27 protein-coding genes are annotated in these 21781 nt (G+C 60.3%); 18 read left to right on the forward strand and 9 right to left on the reverse strand.

From position 1 onward, the window contains the following. Positions 1-54 precede the first annotated feature (54 nt). From M3P88_RS06085 to M3P88_RS06125, 9 genes are all read left to right on the forward strand, one after another. The gene (locus M3P88_RS06085; protein ID WP_249615146.1) at positions 55-669 is read left to right on the forward strand and encodes a riboflavin synthase subunit alpha; all 615 of its coding nucleotides are present in this window, start codon (positions 55-57) and stop codon (positions 667-669) included. Next, positions 666-1334, forward strand: a complete 669-nt coding sequence (locus M3P88_RS06090) for a Dph6-related ATP pyrophosphatase (protein WP_249615147.1) — start codon at positions 666-668, stop codon at positions 1332-1334. The genes M3P88_RS06085 and M3P88_RS06090 overlap by 4 nt, the downstream gene beginning before the upstream one ends. A gap of 55 nt (positions 1335-1389) precedes the next feature. Continuing rightward, positions 1390-2505: a bifunctional 3,4-dihydroxy-2-butanone-4-phosphate synthase/GTP cyclohydrolase II gene (gene ribBA / locus M3P88_RS06095; protein ID WP_249615148.1), complete on the forward strand. Its 1116-nt coding sequence runs from the start codon at positions 1390-1392 to the stop codon at positions 2503-2505. A 46-nt stretch (positions 2506-2551) separates the two neighbouring features. Then, positions 2552-3019: a 6,7-dimethyl-8-ribityllumazine synthase gene (gene ribH, locus M3P88_RS06100; RefSeq protein WP_249615149.1), complete on the forward strand. Its 468-nt coding sequence runs from the start codon at positions 2552-2554 to the stop codon at positions 3017-3019. A 36-nt stretch (positions 3020-3055) separates the two neighbouring features. After that, entirely contained in the window at positions 3056-3505 is a 450-nt protein-coding gene (nusB, locus tag M3P88_RS06105) for a transcription antitermination factor NusB (protein WP_249615150.1), read from the forward strand. 71 nt (positions 3506-3576) lie between these two features. Continuing rightward, complete coding sequence (gene thiL / locus M3P88_RS06110) at positions 3577-4527, forward strand: thiamine-phosphate kinase (RefSeq protein WP_249615151.1); 951 nt, start codon at positions 3577-3579, stop codon at positions 4525-4527. Continuing rightward, on the forward strand, positions 4511-5005 hold the full coding sequence (locus tag M3P88_RS06115) for a phosphatidylglycerophosphatase A family protein (protein ID WP_249615152.1): 495 nt from the start codon (positions 4511-4513) through the stop codon (positions 5003-5005). Before thiL ends, M3P88_RS06115 begins: the two co-directional genes overlap by 17 nt. A gap of 84 nt (positions 5006-5089) precedes the next feature. Next, entirely contained in the window at positions 5090-6109 is a 1020-nt protein-coding gene (locus M3P88_RS06120; protein ID WP_249615153.1) for an FUSC family protein, read from the forward strand. Between the two features lie 75 nt (positions 6110-6184). Further along, positions 6185-6541 carry a hypothetical protein gene (locus tag M3P88_RS06125; protein WP_249615154.1) on the forward strand — a complete coding sequence of 119 codons (357 nt, stop codon included), beginning with the start codon at positions 6185-6187 and terminating at the stop codon, positions 6539-6541. 15 nt (positions 6542-6556) lie between these two features. Here M3P88_RS06125 and M3P88_RS06130 read toward each other — a convergent pair whose 3' ends face one another. Beyond that, positions 6557-7564 carry a tyrosine-type recombinase/integrase gene (locus M3P88_RS06130; RefSeq protein WP_249615155.1) on the reverse strand — a complete coding sequence of 336 codons (1008 nt, stop codon included), beginning with the start codon at positions 7562-7564 and terminating at the stop codon, positions 6557-6559. 188 nt (positions 7565-7752) lie between these two features. Between M3P88_RS06130 and M3P88_RS06135 the strand changes: the two genes are divergently transcribed. Then, positions 7753-9732, forward strand: coding sequence for a methyl-accepting chemotaxis protein (locus M3P88_RS06135; protein WP_249615156.1), 1980 nt, complete (start codon positions 7753-7755; stop codon positions 9730-9732). A 93-nt stretch (positions 9733-9825) separates the two neighbouring features. Beyond that, positions 9826-10572 (forward strand): HesA/MoeB/ThiF family protein, encoded by a 747-nt coding sequence (locus M3P88_RS06140; RefSeq protein ID WP_249615157.1) that lies wholly within the window; start codon positions 9826-9828, stop codon positions 10570-10572. On the opposite strand, the gene M3P88_RS06145 is transcribed toward M3P88_RS06140, so the two are convergent. Together M3P88_RS06145 and moaC are read right to left on the reverse strand one after the other, a co-directional pair. After that, positions 10569-11330 (reverse strand): sulfite exporter TauE/SafE family protein, encoded by a 762-nt coding sequence (locus tag M3P88_RS06145; protein ID WP_249615158.1) that lies wholly within the window; start codon positions 11328-11330, stop codon positions 10569-10571. The genes M3P88_RS06140 and M3P88_RS06145 overlap by 4 nt on opposite strands. Positions 11331-11406: 76 nt before the next feature. After that, a complete protein-coding gene (gene moaC / locus M3P88_RS06150; RefSeq protein WP_249615159.1) occupies positions 11407-11886 on the reverse strand; it encodes a cyclic pyranopterin monophosphate synthase MoaC in 480 nt (159 codons plus the stop codon). 62 nt (positions 11887-11948) lie between these two features. Here moaC and mobB point away from each other — a divergent pair, with 62 nt between their 5' ends. Genes mobB through mog form a run of 6 tightly spaced genes read left to right on the forward strand, consistent with a single transcriptional unit; the run spans position 11949 to position 15544 of the window. Next, positions 11949-12452, forward strand: coding sequence for a molybdopterin-guanine dinucleotide biosynthesis protein B (gene mobB, locus M3P88_RS06155; protein ID WP_249615160.1), 504 nt, complete (start codon positions 11949-11951; stop codon positions 12450-12452). Next, the gene (locus M3P88_RS06160) at positions 12449-12697 is read left to right on the forward strand and encodes a MoaD/ThiS family protein (protein ID WP_249615161.1); all 249 of its coding nucleotides are present in this window, start codon (positions 12449-12451) and stop codon (positions 12695-12697) included. Before mobB ends, M3P88_RS06160 begins: the two co-directional genes overlap by 4 nt. 1 nt (position 12698) lies before the next feature. After that, positions 12699-13166, forward strand: a complete 468-nt coding sequence (locus tag M3P88_RS06165) for a molybdenum cofactor biosynthesis protein MoaE (RefSeq protein ID WP_249615162.1) — start codon at positions 12699-12701, stop codon at positions 13164-13166. After that, positions 13163-13777 (forward strand): molybdenum cofactor guanylyltransferase MobA, encoded by a 615-nt coding sequence (gene mobA, locus M3P88_RS06170; protein WP_249615163.1) that lies wholly within the window; start codon positions 13163-13165, stop codon positions 13775-13777. Before M3P88_RS06165 ends, mobA begins: the two co-directional genes overlap by 4 nt. Further along, positions 13770-14969: a molybdopterin molybdotransferase MoeA gene (locus M3P88_RS06175; protein WP_249615164.1), complete on the forward strand. Its 1200-nt coding sequence runs from the start codon at positions 13770-13772 to the stop codon at positions 14967-14969. Before mobA ends, M3P88_RS06175 begins: the two co-directional genes overlap by 8 nt. Beyond that, positions 14966-15544, forward strand: coding sequence for a molybdopterin adenylyltransferase (mog, locus tag M3P88_RS06180; RefSeq protein WP_249615165.1), 579 nt, complete (start codon positions 14966-14968; stop codon positions 15542-15544). Before M3P88_RS06175 ends, mog begins: the two co-directional genes overlap by 4 nt. A gap of 165 nt (positions 15545-15709) precedes the next feature. On the opposite strand, the gene msrB is transcribed toward mog, so the two are convergent. Genes msrB through M3P88_RS06200 form a run of 4 tightly spaced genes read right to left on the reverse strand, consistent with a single transcriptional unit; the run spans position 15710 to position 19292 of the window. After that, complete coding sequence (gene msrB, locus M3P88_RS06185; RefSeq protein ID WP_249615166.1) at positions 15710-16105, reverse strand: peptide-methionine (R)-S-oxide reductase MsrB; 396 nt, start codon at positions 16103-16105, stop codon at positions 15710-15712. Positions 16106-16137: 32 nt separating this feature from the next. Next, a complete protein-coding gene (locus M3P88_RS06190) occupies positions 16138-17013 on the reverse strand; it encodes an AEC family transporter (RefSeq protein ID WP_249615167.1) in 876 nt (291 codons plus the stop codon). 16 nt (positions 17014-17029) lie between these two features. Then, entirely contained in the window at positions 17030-18385 is a 1356-nt protein-coding gene (locus M3P88_RS06195; protein ID WP_249615168.1) for a deoxyguanosinetriphosphate triphosphohydrolase, read from the reverse strand. A 43-nt stretch (positions 18386-18428) separates the two neighbouring features. Further along, the gene (locus tag M3P88_RS06200) at positions 18429-19292 is read right to left on the reverse strand and encodes a hypothetical protein (protein ID WP_249615169.1); all 864 of its coding nucleotides are present in this window, start codon (positions 19290-19292) and stop codon (positions 18429-18431) included. 205 nt (positions 19293-19497) lie between these two features. On the opposite strand from M3P88_RS06200, the gene M3P88_RS06205 reads away from it, so the two are divergent. Further along, positions 19498-19965 (forward strand): AtaL-like protein, encoded by a 468-nt coding sequence (locus M3P88_RS06205; RefSeq protein WP_249615170.1) that lies wholly within the window; start codon positions 19498-19500, stop codon positions 19963-19965. Positions 19966-19980: 15 nt separating this feature from the next. Here M3P88_RS06205 and M3P88_RS06210 read toward each other — a convergent pair whose 3' ends face one another. Together M3P88_RS06210 and M3P88_RS06215 are read right to left on the reverse strand one after the other, a co-directional pair. After that, on the reverse strand, positions 19981-20514 hold the full coding sequence (locus tag M3P88_RS06210; protein WP_249615171.1) for a methylated-DNA--[protein]-cysteine S-methyltransferase: 534 nt from the start codon (positions 20512-20514) through the stop codon (positions 19981-19983). 25 nt (positions 20515-20539) lie between these two features. Beyond that, on the reverse strand, positions 20540-21724 hold the full coding sequence (locus M3P88_RS06215; RefSeq protein ID WP_249615172.1) for a vWA domain-containing protein: 1185 nt from the start codon (positions 21722-21724) through the stop codon (positions 20540-20542). Positions 21725-21781 lie beyond the last annotated feature (57 nt).

A 21781-nucleotide genomic window follows, 5' to 3' on the forward strand; every position in this document is an offset into this window, starting at 1 on the left:
ATGCATGTTGCGGGTACAATGGCGGCACTGGATTCAAGATCATGGAGCAGGCGGATGTTTACAGGGATAGTGCAGGGCACGGCCGAACTGGTCGCATTGGAAGAAAAGACCGGTTTTCGCACCCATACCGTGCGCTTGCCACAAGCGATGTTGCCCGGTTTGGCGCTGGGCGCCTCGGTGGCGCACAACGGCTGCTGCCTGACCGTGACCCGGGTGGAGGGCGATCTGGCTTCGTTCGACCTGATGCAGGAGACGCTGCGCCTGACCAATCTGGGCGCTTTGGCGCTGGGCGAGTCGGTCAATGTAGAACGTGCCGCGCGCTTTGGCGACGATATCGGCGGCCACGCCATGAGTGGCCACATCCTGTGCTGCGCCGAGGTCGTGGCCGTCGAAGAAACGCCGAATAACCGCACCTTGCGCTTTCGCCTGCCTGAGGCGGCGCTTAAATATGTCTTTACCAAAGGCTATATCGGCATCGACGGCATCAGTCTGACCGTGGGCGACGTCAAGGGGGACGAGTTTGCCGTGCACCTGATTCCGGAAACGCTAAGCCGCACCATAATCGGCCAGCGCAAGGCGGGCGATTGGGTCAATATCGAAGTCGACCCGCAGACCCAGGCTATTGTCGACACGGTCGAGCGGGTGCTGGCCAGCCGGAGTCTGGCATGAGCGCACCGCTGTTCGTCATGTCGTGGAGTGGCGGCAAGGATTCCTGCCTTGCCTTGTGGCGCACACTGCAAAGCGGTGCCCGACCGCTGGCTTTGCTCTCCATGCTGGACGAAACGGGTGAGCGTAGCCGCTCGCACGGCATTAGCCCTGAAGTCTTGCAAGCCCAGGTTGAAGCACTGGCGATTCCGCTGGTCACCGGTCGTGCCACCTGGGGCGAGTACGAGGCGGTGTTTATCGCGCAGCTGCAAGCCTTGCAAGCACAGGGCGCCGAAATGGCGGTGTTTGGCGATATCGACTTGCAGCCGCACCGCGACTGGGAGGAAAAGGTGTGCGCCGCTGCAGGTTTGCAGGCAGTGCTGCCGTTATGGCAGGAGCAGAGGCTGAGTCTGGTGCGCGAATTTGTCGATGCCGGCTTTGTCGCGACCATCGTGGTGATACGCAGCGACTTGATGGCGGCCGATTATCTGGGCAAGGTGCTGGATCATGCGCTGATTGCGCGCATGCAGGCCGAGGGCATTGATCCGTGCGGGGAGGGGGGTGAATTCCATACGCTGGTTACCGCCGGCCCGCTGTTTGCCCGGGCTTTGCCTTTGCGCGAAAAGGCGCGGCATCAACATGATAAATATTCAATGCTTGAATTTGAGCTTTCCGATAGCATCTTATAATAAATAATCGAAACGCGGTGCGCGTGGTGCGAGCCGTCTGCAAGGGTAGAACAAAATGCTTATTTCCCCCATTCAGGACATTATCGCCGACATCAAGGCCGGCAAAATGGTGGTGTTGGCCGATGCCGAAGATCGGGAGAACGAAGGCGATCTGGTGATGGCGGCCGAGCACGTCACGCCGGAAGCCATCAACTTTATGGCCAAGTTCGGCCGCGGCCTGATCTGCCTGACGCTGAGTGAGGCGCGTTGCCAGCAACTCGAACTGCCGCTGATGGTCAGCAAAAACGGCGCGCCCTTGGGTACCAATTTCACGGTCTCCATCGAAGCGGCCAAGGGCGTGACCACCGGCATCTCGGCCGCGGATCGCGCACGCACGGTGCAGGCAGCGGTGGCGCGCGGTGCTGCGCCATCCGATCTGGTGCAGCCCGGCCATATCTTCCCGCTTAAGGCGGTGAATGGCGGCGTGCTGGTGCGTGCCGGCCACACCGAAGCCGGTTGTGACTTGTCTGCGCTGGCCGGGCTTGAGCCCGCCTCGGTGATCTGCGAAATCATGAACGACGACGGCACCATGGCGCGTATGCCCGAATTGCTGGCCTTTGCCGCCGAGCATGGTCTTAAGGTGGGCACCATTGCCGATCTGATCAGCTACCGCAGCCGCACCGAGAGTCTGGTTGAGCGCGTAGGCGAGCGCGAGATCGTGACGCCGTTTGGCGAGTTCGCCATGCATGTGTTCCGTGATATCAGCAATGGCGACACCCATCTGGCTCTGGTCAAGGGCGATATCCGCAGCGATGAAGAAACGCTGGTGCGCGTGCACGAGCCGTTCTCGGTGATGGACATTCTCGATCCGCTGACTAGCCCGCATAGCTGGACAGTGCCGTTTGCGCTGGAAATGATGGAAGAAGAAGGGCGGGGCGTGATGATACTCTTGCACCGCAATGAAAACGGCAGCGAATTGCTGGCGCGTGCCTTGCCGACTGCCGGTGAGAAAACGCCGCGTGCCAACTGGGACAGCAAGACTTTCGGCATCGGTGCGCAAATGCTTAAGGCCGTTGGCGTGGGCAAAATGTGCCTGCTGGCATCCCCGGTGAACCTGCCGTCTATGGTCGGTTTCGACCTGGAAGTGACCGGATTCCGTCAACCTAAACACCTGACCGTAGAAATCGGTTAAAATCGCGCCCTTCCCGCGCAAAGCCCACCCATTACGGAGATCTGCCATGCTGGACACCATCACTCGCATCGAACCTAATCTTGAGGGCAAGGGACTGAAGATAGGCGTCGTGATGAGCCGCTTTAATCCGGATGTCTGCCATGGCCTGCGCGACGCTTGCCTGTCCGAACTGGGCTTACTGGGCGTAGCGCCTGATGATGTGCTGTATACCAGTGTGCCCGGCGCACTGGAAATCCCGCTGGTACTGCAAACCATGGCAAAAAGCGCTCGCTTTGATGCGCTGATTGCCTTGGGTGCGGTGATACGCGGGGAAACCTACCATTTCGAACTCGTGTCCAACGAGTCCGGAGCCGCCGTGACACGTGTCGGCCTCGATGCCGGCGTGCCTGTTGCCAATGCCGTTCTTACGACCGAAACCGACGAGCAGGCTGAAGTGCGCATGATAGAAAAAGGCCGCGATGCTGCTCGCGTGGCCGTGGAAATGGCCAATCTACAAAAAGCCTTGCGCGGCTGATTGCCTGCCGCGCCCGTTCTTTACAAGGAATAACCGATGAAAACCGCCCGCCGCCGCGCCCGCGAATTTGCCGTTCAGGGCATTTACGAGTGGCATCTGAATCAGGAAAGCCCGGCTTCCCTGATTGAAAAGCATTTGCGCGAAAATGATTACTTCGTCAAGGCTGACGAAGCGCTGTTCCGTACCTTGTTGTACGGTGTGGTCAAGGACGCCAAGGAACTGGGTATTTTGGTTGACCGCTTCCATGAGCGTAGTGCCGAAGAAGTGAGCCCGGTCGAACGCTCGGTGCTGCTGATGGCGGCACTGGAACTGACCCAGCATCCGGAAACGCCTTATCCTGTGATCATTAACGAAGCCATCGAAATCACCAAGACCTTTGGTGGTACCGACGGCCACAAATTCGTCAATGGGGTACTGGATAATCTGGCCGCCGAAGTGCGTGCCGACGAGGTGGCCAACCAGAAGTCGCGCCGCCGCGCCGACTAAGCCAGCAGGCCCGCCTGACTGACACCCGCTGCGGCGGGTGTTTTTGCGTCTGCGGGCGGCAGAAGGGATATATGAACGAATTCGAATTGATACGCCGCCATTTCACTCGCACAGCGCCACAGACCGTGCTGGGCGTGGGCGACGATGCGGCCATTATTCAGCCTGCTCCCGGCTGCGACTTGCATGTCTCGGTCGATATGCTGGTGCAGGGACGGCATTTCTTTGCCGACGTGGATCCGGTGAGTCTGGGGTACAAGGCGCTGGCGGTGAATTTGTCCGATATGGCGGCCATGGGCGCTACGCCGCGCTGGGCATTGCTCTCGCTGGCCTTGCCGCAAGTGGATGAAGCCTGGGCGGCCGGTTTTGCCCGCGGTTTCTTTGATTTGGCGGCGCGTTTCGGTGTGGATCTGGTGGGGGGGGACACCACTTGCGGCCCGTTGACCTTGTCGGTCACCATCATGGGCGAGGCGCCAGCTGGCGAGGCGCTACGCCGTTCGGGTGCAGAAGTCGGCGACGATATCTGGGTGAGTGGCCGCTTGGGTGAGGCGGCGCTGGCGCTGGCCTGCCGCTTGGGGAAGGTAAAGAATGTGCCGCCGGAGGTGTTAGCGGAATGCCTGCAGCGTCTGGAGCGCCCCGAGCCGCGCGTCGTGCTGGGACTGGCATTACGCACGGTCGCGCATGCGGCACTGGATGTGTCCGATGGCTTGATGGGAGATCTGGAGCACATGCTCGCGGCCTCGGGCGTGGGCGGCGAAGTCGACCTGGAAGCCTTGCCGACCCATCCTTGGCTGGCGGCGCACCGTGCCCAGCATGTCACGCTGATTGCGGCGGGAGGGGACGATTACGAGCTGTGCTTTACCGCGCCGGTCAGTGCCCGTGAGGCGCTGGCCGCGATCGCCGAGCAGTGTGGCGTAAAGCTGAGCCGTATCGGGCGCATTACGCCAGATCGTGGCGCTCGCTTGTTGGACCAGAACGGGTGCGCGTGCCCGCTTGATAAAAAGGGGTATGACCATTTTGCGTAAACCTGACTGGGCTTTTCTGTGTGCGCATCCGGCACATTTCCTGGCCTTCGGCTTTGGTGCGGGGCTTGCGCCCAAGGCGCCGGGCACATGGGGGACGCTGCTTGCCTTGCCTTTATATGCGCTACTGCTCGCGCTGGGTCTAAGTGGCGTGCAGATTGCCTGGCTATGCCTGCCCCTGTTTCTAGTTGGCATCCCCATTTGCGGCCTGACCGGGCGTGCTTTGGGCGTAAGCGACCATGGCGGTATAGTGTGGGACGAAATCGTGGCCATGCTGCTGGTGCTGGCTTTTGCACCGGCGACGCCGGCCGGCTGGCTGCTGGCCTTTGTGCTGTTTCGCCTGTTCGATATTGTCAAACCCTGGCCGATACGCTGGTTTGACCGGCGCATTCATGGCGGCTTCGGCGTGATGTTCGATGATTTGATCGCTGCCTTGTTTGCCATGGCTGTACAGGCGCTGGTGTGGCGGTTTTTGCTGTAATTTTTGCGGCCTTATAAATCAGCCAGGGGCAGGGCACGTTTGTAGCAGCTACAACATGAGAGTCTGTCTTGGGAATCATGTTGAATGAAACTGCCTGCCAGCTTGCGCCCGATCCGGGCTGATGTCGTGCGCGGCGTGCTGTTTATGCTGGGCATGGGTTTGCCGGTACTGGCCGGCATTCTGTTTAAGCAGCCGGTGCTGGGCGCGTTTGCCTCCTTGGGTGCCATGCTCGCCTTGTCGCTGGATCCGCGCCGCAGTATGGCAACGCGCATTCCCAGTATTGTGCTGGGCACGCTGCTTGTGGTTGCGGCCGCCGCACTGGGGCTTGTGATTGCCGGCAACCGGTCGCTGGCGCTGGCCGGCTTGTTTGTCATTAGCTGGCTGGCTGGCCTGCCCAGGCCTGATCACGCTTATTTGAGCTTGTTGGGAAAATACGCCGCTTCGGCACTGGTGCTGGCCGAAATGGGTTTTCCCGCAACGCTGCCCATTGGCGCCGCTTATGTGGCCGGTGCCATGCTGGGCTTGGCTTTGAGCCTGTTGCAGGCGTGGCTGGTTGCCAGCGTCGAGCCGGGCAGCAGCCCGTGGGCGGAAATGAATGCCGTTATTTCCGGCGATAGCAACGGCCCGCTTTATGGCCTGACCCTGCCCTTGACCATTATGTTTGCGACCCTGTCGGCGGTGAAGCTGGGTGTGGTTGAGGCCGGCTGGGTGGGGTTGACCGTGCTGTTCGTGATGCATGTGGATGATGCGCAGGCATGGCAGCGGATCTGGCAGCGTGTGGCCGGCACCTTGCTGGGGGTCGTGCTGGCGGCATGGCTGCTTGCCTGGGTGGCTGCGCCACTGGGCCTGGTTTTGCTGATTGCCTTGCTGGCGGCAGTGTACCCGATGGCACTCAGGCGCAATTATCTGGTTTTCAGTCTGGTGGTGACGACTCTGGTGCTGCTGGTGATCGATGTGGTCAAACTGGAGTCGGGCGGGGATGCCGGTTTGCTGGGTTGGCGTTTTATCGACACCCTCTTGGGTTGCGCTTGGGTAGCGCTGGCTTTGTTTTGCATGCGTGCCTTGCGCCATTTTTGGCCTAGAGGCAGAGGGTGCCAGGGCTAAGGCTTTACGTTGCCATGGCGAGTGGCGGGCTTTGTGGTATCCTTGCGCCCCTCTTGTGACCCGTCACCGTTATTCATGAAAGACCCTTGCGACCACTACACCTTTGATCTCATTGGTGGCGTGCAGAAAAAACCCGGCCGAAAACCGCTGGGCGCGAAAGCGATGACGGTTGCCGAGCGCAAGCGGCGTAGTCGCGAGCTCAGGCGCAAGCGCCTGCAGGAGCAGTCGGTTACGGTCGAACTGTCGCGCGATGCGCAAAAGTCGCTGGAAAAGATGATTGAATGGTGGGGGGTGAGCAAGAAAGAGGCGATCAATCGTGCCCTGCAGATTGCCTGTGCCTCGCAAACCGGCCGCACCGGCATGTTGTTCGATTTCGACCCCGCCTTCCTGGCCCCGCCTGCGCCGGCCAAAAAGAAAAAAACCACGGCCTGAGTGCCTGTCTTCGTCTTATTCCTCCGTTTCCCCATGAAAAGCGTGCAGCTGGCTGGCCTCGTGCCGCGCATCGTGTTCGCTATGCAGATAACGCCGCGTGGTCTGAATGCTGGCGTGACGCAAATTCTGGCTGACCATCAATAGGCTGACGCCGGCGTCGAGCTGGTGACTGGCCGAGGTGTGGCGCAGCCAGTGGCAGCTGGCTTTGCGCAGGCTAAGTCGCGACTCTTCGTCGTGGCAGCAGGTCTCGGCGCGCCGGAATACTTCCTTGCATATCAGGTAAATCGCCTTATCACCCAGTGGCTTGAGTGCGCTCAAGCGGCAAACGAGCGGCGTTTCCTCTGCCGGGTGGACCGCTTCGCCCAAGCCAAGGCTTAGGCGGTAGCGTGCCAGTGCATCCATCAGTTCGCTATTGAGCGGTACTTCCGCCAAGACGCCGCCCTTGCCGTGAATGCGCCACCAGTGACGGTTGCGGCGAGTGAATATATCCCCCATCACGGCACCAGCTACTTCGCTGCGCCGTGCTCCGGTCAGATACAGCAGGGTAATCAGCCAGCGCGTGCGTGCGGCGTGGGCGCGCTCTTTGGGTGTTGCTTCGGGCAGCTGCGCCAGCGCCTGATGCACCGCCTGCCATGCGCCGGCATCAAGAAAACGCTCGAAGGGCAGGCTGTCCTGCTTGGTGCGGCGTGATTTGACCAGGGCAAAAGGATTGCCCGACAGATAGCCTGCGTCACCCAGGTAGCGATATAGCGCAGCCAGTATGGTCAGGGCGTGGCGGATGCTGGATGGCGACAGCGGGCCGGCAAAAGGCTTCCACTCGGGGTGCTGGCGCGCTCGGCTGGGGCCCACCCAGTCACTACCCGGTTGCGCCAGAAAGCGCTGGTAGTCATGCACATCTTCGCGCTTAAGGCTGGCGAGGCTTTGTTTGCGCTGACTCAGCCACAGCAAGAAACGCTCCGCTTCCTTGCGGTAGCCGGACAGTGTATGTGGCCGGTCAGCGTGTTCGGATAGCCAGGCAAGCACGGCATGTTCGTCGCTTTGGGCGCGAATTAATAAGGCAGGGGCGGGGGCTTGGACAAGTGGGCTTAGCATGGGATTGAAAGTATACCCGCCAATTGCATTGGCCTCCTTGCTAATGGGGGTATAACTAATGCATTAAAGTTATTTATCATATAAAATATATAAATTACATAATAGGCGACGGTTGAAACATGCTTCAGCATCTGGCTATCCGGCACAAGTTGTTACTGCTATTGCTCCCGCCTGTGTTTGCCGCACTGGCTTTGACCGGCTATTTGTTTGCCGGCCGCTATCAGATGCTGCAAGAGTATGAGGTCGCGCACGAAATGACGGTAATTTCGGGCGAGGCCAGCCAGCTAGTCCATGCCTTGCAGGCCGAACGCGGCCTGAGCAATGGCTTCTTGTCCGGCTCCGGCGCCCCGCCAGCGGCACTTTTGGAGGCGCGCGGCGCATCCGATCAGGCGCTGACCCGTTTTGTAAGTGCAGCCGAAGCATTAAATGATACCGAATTGGCTCCGCAGTTAACGCCTTTAATCTCCAGTTTGCAGGGGTTGGCGCAGGCGCGCGCCGCTATCAATGCCCGCAGCGTGCCCGCGCCGCAGGCTTTTGCGGCTTATAGCCAGCACATCGAGCAATTGATCGCGCTGGTGTCCGGCGTGGTGGAAGTCAGCCGCGACAACGAGTTGGTGCATTCCGGCATGGCGCTGCTGTCTTTGCTGAACGAAAAAGAGTCGGCCGGGCGCGAACGTGGTTATGTGAATGGCTTGCTCGCCGCCGGCAGTATGAGCCCGGCTGAACAGGACAAAATGGTCGCCTTGGGCGCGAGCCAGCAAAGCTATGCCCATAGTCTCAAGCTGCTGGCTAACCCGGCGCAGCGCACGCGCCTTGAGGCGGTCGAAAACTCGGCTGCCAGTCGCGAAGTCTCTGCATTGCGCCAGCACATCTTGGCGGTGCCGCCCGCAGAGGTCTTGGGTGTCGAGCCTAGCGTATGGTTTGCCGCCGCAACGGCCAAGATCGGTCTGCTCAAGGCTGAGCAGGATCAGATCCTGTCCGGTCTGGATGCGCATATTTTGCAACAGCTGGCCCAGTCCCAGCGCATGCTGTGGATGAGTGGCATCGCCAGCGTTTTGCTGACGGCCTTGCTATCGCTTTTGGCTTGGCGCGTTTATGCCAGCATCCACCGGCCATTAACGCAGCTGGAGCAGCTGATGAGTTTGATGAGTCGCGATCTGGATCTGTCCCACCGGGCCAACTTGAAAGGGAATGATGGCATTGCGCGCATGGCTCAGGCATTCGATTCCCTGGTGGCTTCCTTTGCGCAGACCTTGCAGACGGTTAAGGGGAATACGCATACCTTGCTGGATGCCGCACAGGGCTTATCGGATGTCTCCGGCCGTGCAGCGCATGCGGCTGATTTGCAAAGCGCATCTTCGGCGCAAATTGCCGCAGCGATTGAGCAAATGTCGGTTGGTATTACTTCGGTCAGCGAAAATACCGAGTTTAATTTGCAGGCCGTGCGCGAAATGACCGCCAGTGTCGAAGACGGGCGCAGTCGCATGGCGCAAACGGCGCAGGCGATTCGAGGCACCGCCAGCTCGCTGGAAGAGGGCGGGCGCATGGTGGATGAGCTGTCTGCCCGCTCGCAACAGATTACCGGCATTATTACGGCTATTCGCGATATTGCAGACCAGACCAACTTGCTGGCTTTGAATGCCGCCATTGAAGCGGCGCGGGCGGGTGAGGCCGGCCGGGGTTTTGCCGTGGTGGCTGACGAAGTCAGAAAGCTGGCCGAGCGTACCGGGCTTGAAACGGTGAATATCGCGGATCTGGTCAGTGCGATTGGCCGCGGCACCGAGGCGGCTTCCTTGCAGCTGAAATCGGCGCAGCACACCATGTGCGAAGGGCTGGCACTGATCGATGTCAGCGTAGAGGATTTGGCCGGCATACGCGAAAAGGCGGCGGCCTCGGCCGACAAGAGTGCGGAAACGGCATTGGCCATACGCGAGCAGTCCAGCGCCAGTACCGATGTGGCGGTCAATATCAGCCGTATTGCCGAACTGGCCGAAGAAAACCTGACTCAGGTGGCCGAATCGGCGCAATTGGCATCGCGCCTGAGTCAGGCAGCCGATGAGCTGGTCACGCAGGTGGATCGTTTTAAGGTCGCGCGCTAAGCGTAGGGCCTGATCGCCATCCGGCGTATTGTTCATGCCCGCTTGGGTGTGAAACAATACGCCGTTTTTATTTGGCTTATGAAAGCATCCCTTATGGACGATCAGGCCCTGCTGCGTTACAGCCGCCATCTGCTGCTAAAAGAAGTCGATATGGCTGGCCAGCAAGCGCTGCTGGACGCGTGCGTGCTGGTGGTGGGTTGTGGCGGGCTGGGCTCGGCGGCGATTCCGTTTTTGGCGGCATCGGGTGTGGGGCGATTACTGCTGGCTGACGATGATGTGATTGAAATCTCCAACTTGCAGCGCCAGATCTTATATGGCGAGGCGGATCTGGGGCGGCTCAAGGCCACGGCGGCTGCCGATGCCGTGAGACGCATCAATTCGGGGGTGTCGGTCGAAGTTTTGCCGCAGCGCCTGGATAGCGTGGCGCTGGCGCAGCGGATGGCGCAAGTAGATGTGGTGCTGGATTGTTCGGATAACTATGCCACGCGTCAGGCGGTAAACGCCGCCGCCGTGGCCAGTCGTACGCCTTTGGTATCGGGTGCGGCGGTACGCTTTGATGGCCAGTTGCTGGTGGTCGATCCGCGGCTCGAGCGTAGCCCGTGTTATCACTGCCTGTTTGGCGGTAGCCATGCCAGCGACGGTGCGTGTGCGACTTTCGGCGTGTTTTCGCCGCTGGTCGGCGTGATCGGCGCGCAGCAGGCAGTGGAGGCGCTAAAGCTATTAATGGGGATCGGGCAAGCACCGACCGGGCGGCTGATGACCTATGACGTGCTCAAATCAGCCTGGCGCGAGATGCGTTTTAGCCGCGACCCGGATTGTGCCGTGTGTGGCACGCTTTAGCGCCATAGCAAGTAGCTGTAGCGTCCGATTTCGATTACCAGCAACGCCATAAACAGGCGCCGGATCAGCGTATTGCCGCCCCGTGCGATTAGCCGGATGCCGGTGAACGAACCGGCGATTGCGGCTACGCCCATCATCAGGCCGGTGCCCAGCAGATAATTGCCATGTGGCACGAAAAACCCCAGAGCCGCGATATTCCAGCCGTTGGTGAGGATTTGTCCGGCCGCCAGCGCCCGTTTGAGATTCATGCCGAACAGGCGGTTGTAGAGCAAGGCGAGAAAAGTCAGGGTTGCCGGGCCGAACACGCCTTCGTAAAAGCCCAGCACCAGTCCGGCAAGGATGGCGGCGAATAAGGCCGCGTTGCCGTCCAGCAAGGGCGGGGTATCGATTTCGCCCAACTTCTTGTGGCGAAACAGATAGACGGCCAGCACGATCATGAGCACCAGCAACAAGGGTTTGAAGCTGTCGCCGGGAATGTATTGCAACAAGGCCGCACCGCCATAGGCGGTGAGCGAGCCGGCAATCAGTGCCGGCAGGGTCTGGCGCCATGGAATGCCGACATTTTGCCAGTAGTGGCGCACATTATTGAGGCCGCCCAAGGTGAAAGCGATCTTGTTGGTGCCGATCACGGTCATGGTGCTGGCAGCAGGATAGGCATTAAATAGCGCCGGCAGTTGCAGCAGGCCGGCGCCCCCCACGGTCGCGCCGGCAATACCCGAAGCGAAAGCGATCAGGACAAGGGTCAGGGTTTCCGGCATGGATAGACTTTTAACGTCAACAATGCCGTTACTATAGACAGGATTTGCCCACGATCTGCTGTGGGCTGAAAAGTGCTTAGGACGCTGCCTGCCAGTGTCCGCTCTTGCCGCCCTGTTTTTCCAGCAGGCGGATGCCGCCGATTTCCATGCCGCGGTCTATGGCTTTTAGCATGTCGTAAACAGTGAGAAGGCCGGCATTGACGGCGCTTAATGCTTCCATTTCCACGCCGGTGCGGCCAACGGTTTCGGCCGTGACCCGGATGTGCAGGCGGTTCAGCCCAGCTTCGGGGCTGAATTCGACGGCTACGCGGGTGAGCGCAATCGGGTGGCACAGCGGGATCAGGTCGGCGCAGCGCTTGGCGCCCTGAATGGCGGCGATGCGGGCGATGCCGATCACGTCGCCTTTTTTATTATTGCCGGCCTGCAACTGGGCAAATGTCTCTGCCAGCATGGTGATATGGCCGGTCGCAACCGCGACGCGACGGGTTTCGTGCTTGGCGCCGACATCGACCATATGGGCTTGGCCGGCGGCATCGAAATGGGTAAGTGCTGACATGGTTGGCGCTTTTTATCGAATGGCAATGTGCCGTATTCTAACCGGCATCAGAAGGAAACCGCATGGCAATTGTCCTCGGGGTGGCCGGCTTTTCCGGCTGCGGCAAAACAACGCTGATCACGGCCATCCTGCCGCTATTGGCCGCGCGCGGCCTGCGCGTGTCGGTGATCAAACACAGCCACCACGCGATCGAGCTGGATGTGCCGGGCAAGGATAGCTACCGCCATCGCCAGGCTGGCGCAAGCCAGGTGATGATGGTGACGGCGCAAGGCTATGCCGTTTTTGCCGATACGCCGCAGCAACTGGATCTGGCTGCGCAACTGGCCTTGCTTGCGCCATGCGATCTGGTGCTGCTTGAAGGGCAGAAGTGGGCGGATGTAGCCAAAATCGAGGTTTATCGTCCGGCGCTGGGCAAGCCGGCACTCTACGAAACAGACCCGCGCGTGATCGCGGTGGTCAGCGATGAGGCGCTGACGGCAGCGTGTGCCGTGCTCGACATTAATCAGGCTGATCAGGTGGCTGAATTTATCGCCGCCTGGTGGCAACAACAAGGTAAGCAAGCATGATCAGGATTCTGTATTTCGGATTTTTACGTGAAGCACTGGGGCGGGATGAGGAAAGTCTGGACTGGACCGGCGGCACGAGCGAGGATTTGCTTGACCTGTTGCGCGCGCGCGGTGACGACTGGGCCGCAGCCTTGGCGCCGGATAAAGTGTTTCGCGTGGTGGTGGATAGGGAAATCAAGCGCGGGGTGGCCGAGATCGCCGATGGCGCTGAAGTCGGCATCTTGCCACCGGTGACCGGAGGCTGATATGTGGCTGGATATTACCGTACGCAAAGCGGCTTTTGTCAGCGCCTATGAAGAAGAGCGGCTATTGGCCGAAGCGGGGGACGCCGGTGCGCTGGTCGGCTTTCAGGGGCGGGTGCGCGGTCAGGATGGCGAGTTGCCACTGGCGGCGCTGCATCTTGAACACTATCCGGGCGTAACCGAAGACGAGATCGTCCGCATCGCCCATGAGGCGGCGCAGCGCTGGCCCCTGACGGCTTGCCGCATCATTCACCGCGTGGGGCGGCTGGCGGTGGGCGAGGGCATTGTGCTGGTGCTGGTGGCCAGCGGCCATCGGGCGGCGGCTTTTGCCGCAGCCGAATTTTTGATGGACTACCTGAAAACCCGCGCCCCGTTCTGGAAGCGCGAGGAATTCATCGACGGCAGCAGCCACTGGGTCGAAGCCAAGGCGTCCGACGATGCGGCCGCCGGCCGCTGGGAGGCGCAGGCTTGATTGCCGGTCTTTTGCTTGCTGGCGGGCAGGGCCAGCGCATGGGCGGGGTGGACAAGGGCTTGGTGTTGCTGGCCGGCCAGCCGCTGGCGCTGCATGTGATTCACCGTCTGCGCCCGCAAGTGGATGTGCTGTATATCAGCGCCAATCGCTCGCTGCAGACTTATGCCCAATGGGGGCAGGTGGTGTGCGATCTGCCGCGCTTTGCCGGCCAGGGCCCGCTCTCGGGCATGGCCAGCGTGGCAGCCTGCCTTTGCGATGCGGTGGATTATGTGCTGCTTGCCCCGTGCGATATGCCGGCGTTGCCGCCGGATGTGTGCCGGCATTTGCTTGCCGCGCTGAAAGACGCGCCGGCTGCCGGCGCGGCCTATGCCGTCAGCTGTGACGGCCCGCAACCGGCCGTGGCTTTGGTGCGCAAAGAGGCATTGGCACAGCTTGCCCCCTGTCTTGATGAGGGGCAGCGGGCCATCCGCCACTGGCTGACCCGAGTCGGCGCGATTCCCGTACCGTTTGCCGATGCCGCCGCTTTTGCCAATGCCAACGATGCCCAGGCACTGGCGGCTCTTGAGGCGCGCTTTTCACTTTTACCCGAAACAGGATCAAAACATGCTTGATTACCACGCTGCCCTGGCGACCTTGCTGGATGGTTTGCCGCAGGCTGAAGGCTGTGAGTCGCTCGCTTTGGCGCAGGCTGCCGGCCGGCGTCTGGCTCGCGATGTTGAGGCTTGCTTTGATGCGCCGCAGTTCGACAATAGCGCGATGGACGGTTACGCCGTTTGTGATGCGAGCGCTCAGGCCAGCCGCTTTCATGTCGTCAGCCGTATCGCTGCCGGCGATGTGGCGCAAACGGCGCTAAAAGACGGCGAAGCCGCCCGCATTTTTACTGGCGCGCCTTTGCCGGTAGGCACCACCGCCGTGGTGGCGCAGGAAGATACCACGCGCGAGGCGGATGTGCTGCTTTTGAATCAGCCCGCCCGAGCGGGCCAGCATATGCGTTTGCAAGGCGAAGAGTATGCTGCCGGCGCCACGCTGTTGACGGCGGGCACCTTGCTGGACCCGGCAGCCATCGCCTTGCTGGCCAGTCAAGGTCATGCCGTTTTACCGGTGTTGCCGCGCCTGAAAGTCGCCGTTTTTTCCAGCGGCAACGAGCTGATCGAGCCGGGAGAGGCACTCACCGCAGGCAAGATCTTTGATGCCAACCGTTACCAGTTGCTGGCATGGCTGGCGCGTTTTAATGTCGAGACCATCGATGGCGGCATCTTGCCGGACGACGCGGTCATGACCCGTGCGGCTCTGGCGCGTGCCAGTGAAACGTGTGATGTGATCCTGAGTTCGGGGGGCGTATCGGTAGGCGAAGAAGATCATGTGCGCTCGGCGCTGGAAGCGATAGGCAAGATCACTGCATGGAAGCTGGCGATCAAGCCGGGCAAGCCTTTTGCCTGGGGCCGCGCCGGCGCTGCCCATGTATTTATGTTGCCGGGCAATCCGGTCGCGACTTTTGTCACCTTCCATCAACTGGTGGCGCCGGCTTTGCGTCGACTGTCGGGTGATGATCAACCCTTGCCGGTCGCGATCAAGGTGCGTGCCGGCTTTAGCAAGACCCGCATTGAGCCGCGGCGCGAATTTCAGCGCGCCCGCTTGCGTCAGGAGGGCGACATTTACGTCGCCGATCTGGTTAAGGGGCAGGGTTCGGCCATGTTGTCGGCGTGCGCCGCCGCCGATGTGCTGGTGGAAATTCCGCCATCCAGCAGCGTGGCCATCGGGGACACCCTCCTGGCTTATCCGTTGAAAAAGGGTTGGGTATGAATGCATTGAACACGATACGCATCGGTCTAGTTTCCATTAGCGACCGCGCCAGCAGCGGCGTTTATCAGGACGAGGGTCTGCCTGCGCTGCGCGACTGGCTGGGGGCGGCACTATTGAACCCGGTCGAATTCGTCGAACGCCTGATTCCCGACGAGCAGCCGCTGATCGAGGCCACGCTGGTGGAGCTGGTCGATGTATGCGACTGTGCGCTGGTATTGACCACCGGCGGCACCGGCCCCTCGCCACGCGATGTAACCCCCGAGGCCACGCTGGCGGTAGCGCAGCGGGTGATGCCGGGTTTTGGCGAACAGATGCGCCAGATCAGCCTTTACTATGTGCCAACCGCCATTTTGTCGCGTCAGGTCGGCGTAATTCGCGGCACCAGCCTGATTCTGAACCTGCCCGGACGCCCCAAGTCCATACGCGAAACGCTGGAAGGGGTGAAGGATAAGGACGGCCAGGTTGTGGTGCATGGCATCTTTGCCTCGGTGCCTTATTGCATCGAGCTGATGGGCGGGCCGTGGATGGATACCGACCCGGCTGTGGTGCAGGCTTTCCGCCCCAAGAAAAAGTAATGCGGCCCGAGCGGCCGTGCGCTAAGAGCGTGTTCACGATCTCGCGAGCAAGGGCGAGACAAGGCAAAAACGGCTGAGAAAGCGGAATGTACAGGTGGCACATGAGCATTTCGAAGCCGTTTTTAACGCGGTATCGTTGATGCGCAGCAGATTGTGAACAGGTTCTTAAGCCTCCGGCACGAAGCGCATGGCCACCGAATTGATGCAGTAGCGCTCGCCGCCAGGCGGCGGGCCATCGGGGAAAACATGGCCCAGGTGCGCATCGCAACGTTGGCAGCGTACTTCGGTGCGTACCATGCCGTGGCTGTGGTCCTCGATGCGCTCGATGCTGCCGCTTGCCGCCTCCTGAGAGAAACTGGGCCAGCCGCAGTGGGCATCGAATTTGCTGGCCGATTCGAACAGCAGCGCATCGCAGCAGATGCAGTAATAGCGGCCACGGCGGTTTTCCTGATACAGCGCGCCGCTGAACGGACGCTCGGTGCCGGCTTCGCGCGTGACGCGGTAGCTTTCCGCATCCAGTTGTCCGCGCCATGCTTGTGGGGTCTTGATGATCTTGTCCATAGGGTTTCCTTGGCGGATGCAGGTATTGCGACTCAGGATAGGGCCAGCGCAAGGCCGAGCGGCACAAAAACCACGCTGGCGAGATTGCCCATCAGTACCATGGCCGCCATATGTTCGGGCTGCTGGCGGTAGTGTTCGGCCATCAGGAAGTTAAGCACGGCCGGCGGCAGGGCGCCGAACAGTATCAGCAGCATGGCCTGTTGCGCATTCAGCGCCAGCAGCTGGATGGCCAGATAGGCGGCGGCAAGGCCGGTAAGCGGGCACAATATGGCGCAAGCAAGCCCCGCCTTGAAGCTGATGCGCTGGATGCCCAGCATGCGCACCCCCAGGGCAAACAGCATCAGCGGAATGGTGGCATCCCCCAGCATTTTCAGCCCGGTCAGCAAGGGCGGCGGAATGAGCAGGCCGGACAGGTTGACCGCCAAGCCCAGTGCGGTCGCGATGACGATGGGGTTGCGTACGAGACGGCTAAAACGGGTCTGATTGCTGAAAATAAAAGCGCCCAGCGTGAAGTGCAGCAAATTGGACACGATAAACAGCACGACAAAGGCGTTGAAACCGGCCTCGCCAAAAGCCAATAGCGCCAACGGCAGGCCCATATTGCCGCAGTTGTTAAACATAACCGCCGGCAGCAAGGTGCGCCGCGCGACGCCGCTCAGGCGGGCAAACGGCCAAGCCAAAAAGCCGGAAAAAACGACCACCAGCGCGGCTGCCGGTATGAGCTTCCACTGGCTGGACAGATCAAAGCCGCGCGCCGACAGTGCGCTAAAAACCAGCAAGGGGACGCATACGTCCATATTCAACTGGTTGACGGCGCGCATATCGGGCTTGGCATAGCGGCCATAGAGCCAGCCGGCCAGTACGATAACCAGCACCGGCAAAATAATGGCAAGAATGCGTTCGGTCATTATGGGTGCGGGGCTGTCAATGGATGCCTATGCCTGAGACTTCGCGCGCCAGCGTGGCGGCGGCGTTGTCGGTCATGGCACCGATAAAATCGAGCACTTTCATATAAGCCTGATAAGGCGTGTCAGCGGACTCGATTTTTCTGTCCATCAGTGCCAGATGCAGATGCTCACGCGTGCTTAAGGTTTTGCCGGTACTGAGCGCAAACGCTGGCGGAATCAAGACATCCAGCAGCGCGCCCATGCACGGGTAGGCGGCAATTTCGGTCATCAGTTTGGTGCGATGGCGATAGATGCGCCGGCTGGCCAGCTCTTTGGCGCCTTGCACCGTGTCGCGCACGGCCGGCGAGCAGACCGAAATCAGGTCTTTGGCCGGGAATTCACCGCAGCGCAACTGATGCTCGAAGGCCATAAAGCGTCCGGCCACCTCATTGACGCATTTGCCCACTGCCGCGCCCCTGAGCGCCGAACAGCGCTGGCGCGGATCGCTAATCGGCCAGCTTTTCTCGATGCCAACCAGCCCGCCCAGCGCGCGCTCGAATTCATCCACATCCAGCATGCCGATTTCGACGGCGTCTTCCAGATCGAGAATGGCGTAACAGATATCGTCGGCCGCCTCCATCAGATAGGACAGCGGGTGGCGTACCCATTCGCGGCTGCCGCGCCGGATCAGCCCCAGCTCGTCGGCAATGGCTTCGAAATAGCCCAGTTCGCTGCGATAGATATTGAACTTGCCGCGTTCGGGGTAGATGTCGGAAGTCCACGGGTATTTAACCAGTGCGCCCAATGCCGCCGAAGTCAGGCGCATGCCGCCTTCGCCCACATACAGCTCGAGCGAGCTGACCATGCGCAAACCGTGGGCATTGCCTTCGTAACTGCAGATGTCGCTTTGCTCGGCCACGCTCAAGGGCGCAAGCCAGTGTGTGTTGACCGGGTTGCGAAACCAGTCGCGCAGAGCATCTTCACCGGTGTGGCCAAAGGGCGGGTTGCCCAGATCGTGGGCAAGGCAGGCGACTTGCACCACCGCACCGATATCGAAAGGGGTGATGCTGCCGGGCAAATGCCCGCTGGCGGCTAGCATGGCGCCGACCTGGTTGCCTAGGCTGCGTCCGACGCTGGCGACTTCCATGCTGTGGGTGAGGCGGTTATGGGTGTGGTCATTCACTGCCAGCGGATGGACCTGGGTTTTGCGTCCCAGGCGGCGAAAGGCGCTGGAAAAAATCAGCCGATCGTGATCGATATGAAAATCGCTGCGCAAGCCGCTGGCGGGATCGCCGCCGCCTATGGCGCGCGCCGCTTCAATCTGGCCATTTTTCAGTTTGAAGCGGCGGGTCGAGAGTAAGGTTGTCCAGTTCATCACCAAGCTGTCGGGCATTATTATTATCCGGGGCGGGAATGCCCCGAGTATGCCCTAGGCGCTATAGATAATGGAACTGCTTGCTGTGGTTCTCTTCGGTCGGGATCTCATAGCCCAGCATAAAGAGTGCCGCTTCTACGCGGCGCAAGGCATCCGGCCCTTTGCACCAAGGCGCTTGCGCCTGTTCTATGGCGGCGGTGACCAGCCAGCTGGCGCGTGCCATCCATTCGGCGTGAAATCCTCCGCGGTTGGCCAGTTGGCGGAAATGGTAGCGCTCGTCGCTGGGGTTGCGGTTCAGCGAAGAGGCACCCGGCGCCCAGGGAAAACACAGCGCAGCCGGCAGATCCATGCGCTTGCGCATGCAGTGCTGGCGGGCGAGCAAGCCCAGTGCGGCGCCGATACGGCCGTCGTACATAATGAGCTTGTCGCTGGCAAGGGCGTAGACCTTGGTAAAGCCGACATTCATTCTGAGGCGCTCGTTAAAGGCTTCCGTATCCGGGTTGTCGGATTCCAGTGTCTGCAGCGCCTCGCGCATATGCGCGGTCAGCGTGTCCTTATGCGCTTCGGCCCACTCCTGATTCTGGCTGTACAGCTTGATGCCCTTGCCGCCGGTGCTCCAGCGCAAAGCGGCGTCCAGTGCGGCAAGCAGGGCATCGGTATCGGCGCGGCTTAACGCCTGCTGCAAGTTCTGGTGCAATAGCTCGCGCTGCTTGCGGTTGTCTTCGTAGTCCAGGCCGCCCCAATGGTAGTGGTCGAAGCAGGTTTCCAGCGTGGAAGCCGAAAAATGGCGTGGAAAGTCGATCGGCAAGGCCTTGTCGCGCAGATGGAAGGGGTGCTCCATAAAGCGGTCGCCAGACAGCCAGCTGGCCAGTCTGTCCTTGAACAGTGCGACTTCAGGCTGTGACAGAAAAGACTGCTTATCCAAAAAAATCTCCTTCATTCTGACGAGGTCGGCAGGCTGCTAATGACGACGCACAATGTGTAATAAGTATTATTACATACGGCATTATCATTCTTTATAGACTACCCAGCATGATTTTTTTGTTTAAGGTAATAAGTGCAGGGGGTCTGATTTCGTTTGCCGCCTCAGGCGTGTAAACTCGCGGCCTAGCTGAAACAGGAAAAGCAATATGTATTTCGAACACTTGGTTGCAGTGAATGATCCGAATAATCCGATGGCGCTGCAACTGTCGCGTGAAACCTTGTGGCAAGGGCTGTTGCACCGGGCCGAGGCACCGCTGACGTTTGTCGAGTCCATGGATGAGGATGTGGTGCTGGAGCGTGGTGCAGGCTATAGCGAACGCGCTTGGGCTTATGGCCAATATCGGGTGCAGGTAAGGGTGGAAATCGCGGTGCTGGAGAGTGTTGTTTATCGTACACACCCGCTGGCGGACAATGCCGGCGGCACCATGAGTATGCGCATCGAAGAGCCTGTTCCCGGCGATTTGTTTGTGCGCTTTGTCTACGATACTCCGGTGTCGGACGAACCGGTTGACGGTGTGGATGTGGCCTCTTATCTGCGTTCGGCCTACCAGCAAACCGATCTGGATCTGGTGCGTCAGATCCGCAAGATGGCCGAAACCGGCGAACTGGCCTGAGCGGCGTCGAAGGGCTTAATCAAACAGCGCGCCTTGGAACGGGTGGCTGTCCGACTCCAGCGCCAGCAGTTGGCGTTTCGCTTCAAGCCCTCCGGCATAGCCGGTCAGCTCGCCATCGCTGCCTATGATGCGATGACACGGCACGATAATCGCCAGTGCGTTGGCGCCATTGGCCGCGGCTACTGCGCGGACGGCTTCGGGCCGGCCCATGCGGGTGGCCAGAGCCAGATAGCTTGCCTTGGCGCCGTAAGGAACTTCCCCTAGGGCATGCCAGACACTGCGCTGAAAGTCGCTGCCCACCATCAATAGCGGCAGTTCGAAATGGCGGCGGCGGCCGGCAAAGTAGTCGGCTAACTGCCTCTTGGCCTGCTCGATGACCGGCGCTGGCATCTCGTGCATGGCGGCGTTGAGTTGCCGGGTGATGCGCGCATCGATGCGGGCGCGCATTTGGCGATAGCGCCAGTCGCACAGGCATAACTGCTCGCCCCATGCGCCCAGCACCAGCTCGCCTAGCGGCGTTTTGACATAATCAATGGCAATGCGCTTCATCGGCTGGTGCTCCATGAGGGAGGGTTTAGTGGGCGCTTTTTTTCAGCGCCTGCATCGCTTGGCTTAACCCGTCTACGGTCAGCGCAAACATGCGCCCGTCCATGCGTTCTTGCAACAGGCCGATGGACTGGGTATGGACCCAGCGTTCAGCCGGCACCGGGTTGAGCCAGACGGCGTGGCGAAAATGGCTGGTGAGGCGTTTTAGCCACACTTCACCGGCTTCCTCATTCATATGTTCGACACTGCCACCGGGGTAGACAATCTCGTACGGGCTCATGCTGGCGTCGCCGACCAGAATCAGCTTGTAATCCGCGCCATAGGTGTGGATCAGATCGAAGGTGGCGACGGTGTCCTTGTGGCGACGGTGATTGTCGCGCCAGAGCGCCTCATACACGCAATTGTGGAAGTAAAAAATTTCCAGATGCTTGAATTCGCTGCGTGCGGCCGAAAACAGCTCTTCGCACTGGCGGATATGGTCATCCATCGAGCCGCCAATATCAAAAAGCACGATCACCTTGACCGCATTGTGTAGCTCCGGCACCAGTTTCAGATCCAGATAGCCGGCATTCTTGGCGGTGGCGGCAATGGTGGCATCTAAATCAAGCACCTCGGCTGCGCCGCTACGGGCAAATTCGCGCAGGCGGCGCAGTGCCACCTTGAGGTTGCGCGTGCCCAGCTCGCCACTGTCGTCCAGATTGCGAAATTCGCGCTTGTCCCACACCTTGACCGCGCGGCGGTGGCGCGACTCGGCCTGGCCGATGCGTATCCCCTCCGGGTTGTAGCCGTAAGCGCCAAACGGGCTGGTGCCGCCGGTGCCTATCCATTTATTACCGCCTTGATGACGCTCTTTCTGTTCCGCCAGCCTTTCTTTAAGCGTTTCCATCAATTTGTCCCAGCCCAGCGCCTCTAGCTGGCGTTTTTCTTCGTCGCTGAGGAATTTTTCCACCTGCTTTTTCAGCCAGTCTTCGGGAATGGCCGTTTGCGGGTCATCCAGCGCGCCTGCGATACCGCGTACCTGCTGGGCAAATACCTGATCGAAACGGTCGAAATATTTCTCGTCCTTGATCAGGATGGTGCGGGCGAGCAGGTAAAAATCATCGATGCTGGCAAAGGCCAGCTGATGTTTGAGCGCTTCTAGCAGGGTCAGCCATTCCTTGAGCGAGACCGGCAAACCTGCATTGCGCAAGGCATAAAAGAAGTCAATAAACATGATATTTGCGTGGCGACGGCTCGGGTTTTGTTTTAGAGTGAAAACGCAAGGCCAAAC

Origin of the sequence: Craterilacuibacter sp. RT1T (genome assembly GCF_023502145.1) — a bacterium.
In the GTDB taxonomy this organism is placed as follows: Bacteria; Pseudomonadota; Gammaproteobacteria; order Burkholderiales; family Chromobacteriaceae; genus Craterilacuibacter.

Excerpts from the sequence above, each read along its gene's own strand:
- M3P88_RS06160 (WP_249615161.1), top strand. The coding sequence starts at position 12,449 with ATGATCAGGATTCTGTATTTCGGATTTTTACGTGAAGCACTGGGGCGG.
- msrB (WP_249615166.1), bottom strand. The coding sequence starts at position 16,105 with ATGGACAAGATCATCAAGACCCCACAAGCATGGCGCGGACAACTGGAT.
- mobB (WP_249615160.1), top strand. The coding sequence starts at position 11,949 with ATGGCAATTGTCCTCGGGGTGGCCGGCTTTTCCGGCTGCGGCAAAACA.
- ribBA (WP_249615148.1), top strand. The coding sequence starts at position 1,390 with ATGCTTATTTCCCCCATTCAGGACATTATCGCCGACATCAAGGCCGGC.
- M3P88_RS06120 (WP_249615153.1), top strand. The coding sequence starts at position 5,090 with ATGAAACTGCCTGCCAGCTTGCGCCCGATCCGGGCTGATGTCGTGCGC.
- nusB (WP_249615150.1), top strand. The coding sequence starts at position 3,056 with ATGAAAACCGCCCGCCGCCGCGCCCGCGAATTTGCCGTTCAGGGCATT.
- M3P88_RS06165 (WP_249615162.1), top strand. The coding sequence starts at position 12,699 with ATGTGGCTGGATATTACCGTACGCAAAGCGGCTTTTGTCAGCGCCTAT.
- M3P88_RS06140 (WP_249615157.1), top strand. The coding sequence starts at position 9,826 with ATGGACGATCAGGCCCTGCTGCGTTACAGCCGCCATCTGCTGCTAAAA.
- M3P88_RS06125 (WP_249615154.1), top strand. The coding sequence starts at position 6,185 with ATGAAAGACCCTTGCGACCACTACACCTTTGATCTCATTGGTGGCGTG.
- M3P88_RS06175 (WP_249615164.1), top strand. The coding sequence starts at position 13,770 with ATGCTTGATTACCACGCTGCCCTGGCGACCTTGCTGGATGGTTTGCCG.
- moaC (WP_249615159.1), bottom strand. The coding sequence starts at position 11,886 with ATGTCAGCACTTACCCATTTCGATGCCGCCGGCCAAGCCCATATGGTC.
- M3P88_RS06215 (WP_249615172.1), bottom strand. The coding sequence starts at position 21,724 with ATGTTTATTGACTTCTTTTATGCCTTGCGCAATGCAGGTTTGCCGGTC.
- M3P88_RS06190 (WP_249615167.1), bottom strand. The coding sequence starts at position 17,013 with ATGACCGAACGCATTCTTGCCATTATTTTGCCGGTGCTGGTTATCGTA.
- mog (WP_249615165.1), top strand. The coding sequence starts at position 14,966 with ATGAATGCATTGAACACGATACGCATCGGTCTAGTTTCCATTAGCGAC.
- M3P88_RS06115 (WP_249615152.1), top strand. The coding sequence starts at position 4,511 with ATGACCATTTTGCGTAAACCTGACTGGGCTTTTCTGTGTGCGCATCCG.
- M3P88_RS06195 (WP_249615168.1), bottom strand. The coding sequence starts at position 18,385 with ATGCCCGACAGCTTGGTGATGAACTGGACAACCTTACTCTCGACCCGC.
- M3P88_RS06145 (WP_249615158.1), bottom strand. The coding sequence starts at position 11,330 with ATGCCGGAAACCCTGACCCTTGTCCTGATCGCTTTCGCTTCGGGTATT.
- M3P88_RS06135 (WP_249615156.1), top strand. The coding sequence starts at position 7,753 with ATGCTTCAGCATCTGGCTATCCGGCACAAGTTGTTACTGCTATTGCTC.
- M3P88_RS06085 (WP_249615146.1), top strand. The coding sequence starts at position 55 with ATGTTTACAGGGATAGTGCAGGGCACGGCCGAACTGGTCGCATTGGAA.
- thiL (WP_249615151.1), top strand. The coding sequence starts at position 3,577 with ATGAACGAATTCGAATTGATACGCCGCCATTTCACTCGCACAGCGCCA.
- M3P88_RS06210 (WP_249615171.1), bottom strand. The coding sequence starts at position 20,514 with ATGAAGCGCATTGCCATTGATTATGTCAAAACGCCGCTAGGCGAGCTG.
- M3P88_RS06090 (WP_249615147.1), top strand. The coding sequence starts at position 666 with ATGAGCGCACCGCTGTTCGTCATGTCGTGGAGTGGCGGCAAGGATTCC.
- ribH (WP_249615149.1), top strand. The coding sequence starts at position 2,552 with ATGCTGGACACCATCACTCGCATCGAACCTAATCTTGAGGGCAAGGGA.
- M3P88_RS06205 (WP_249615170.1), top strand. The coding sequence starts at position 19,498 with ATGTATTTCGAACACTTGGTTGCAGTGAATGATCCGAATAATCCGATG.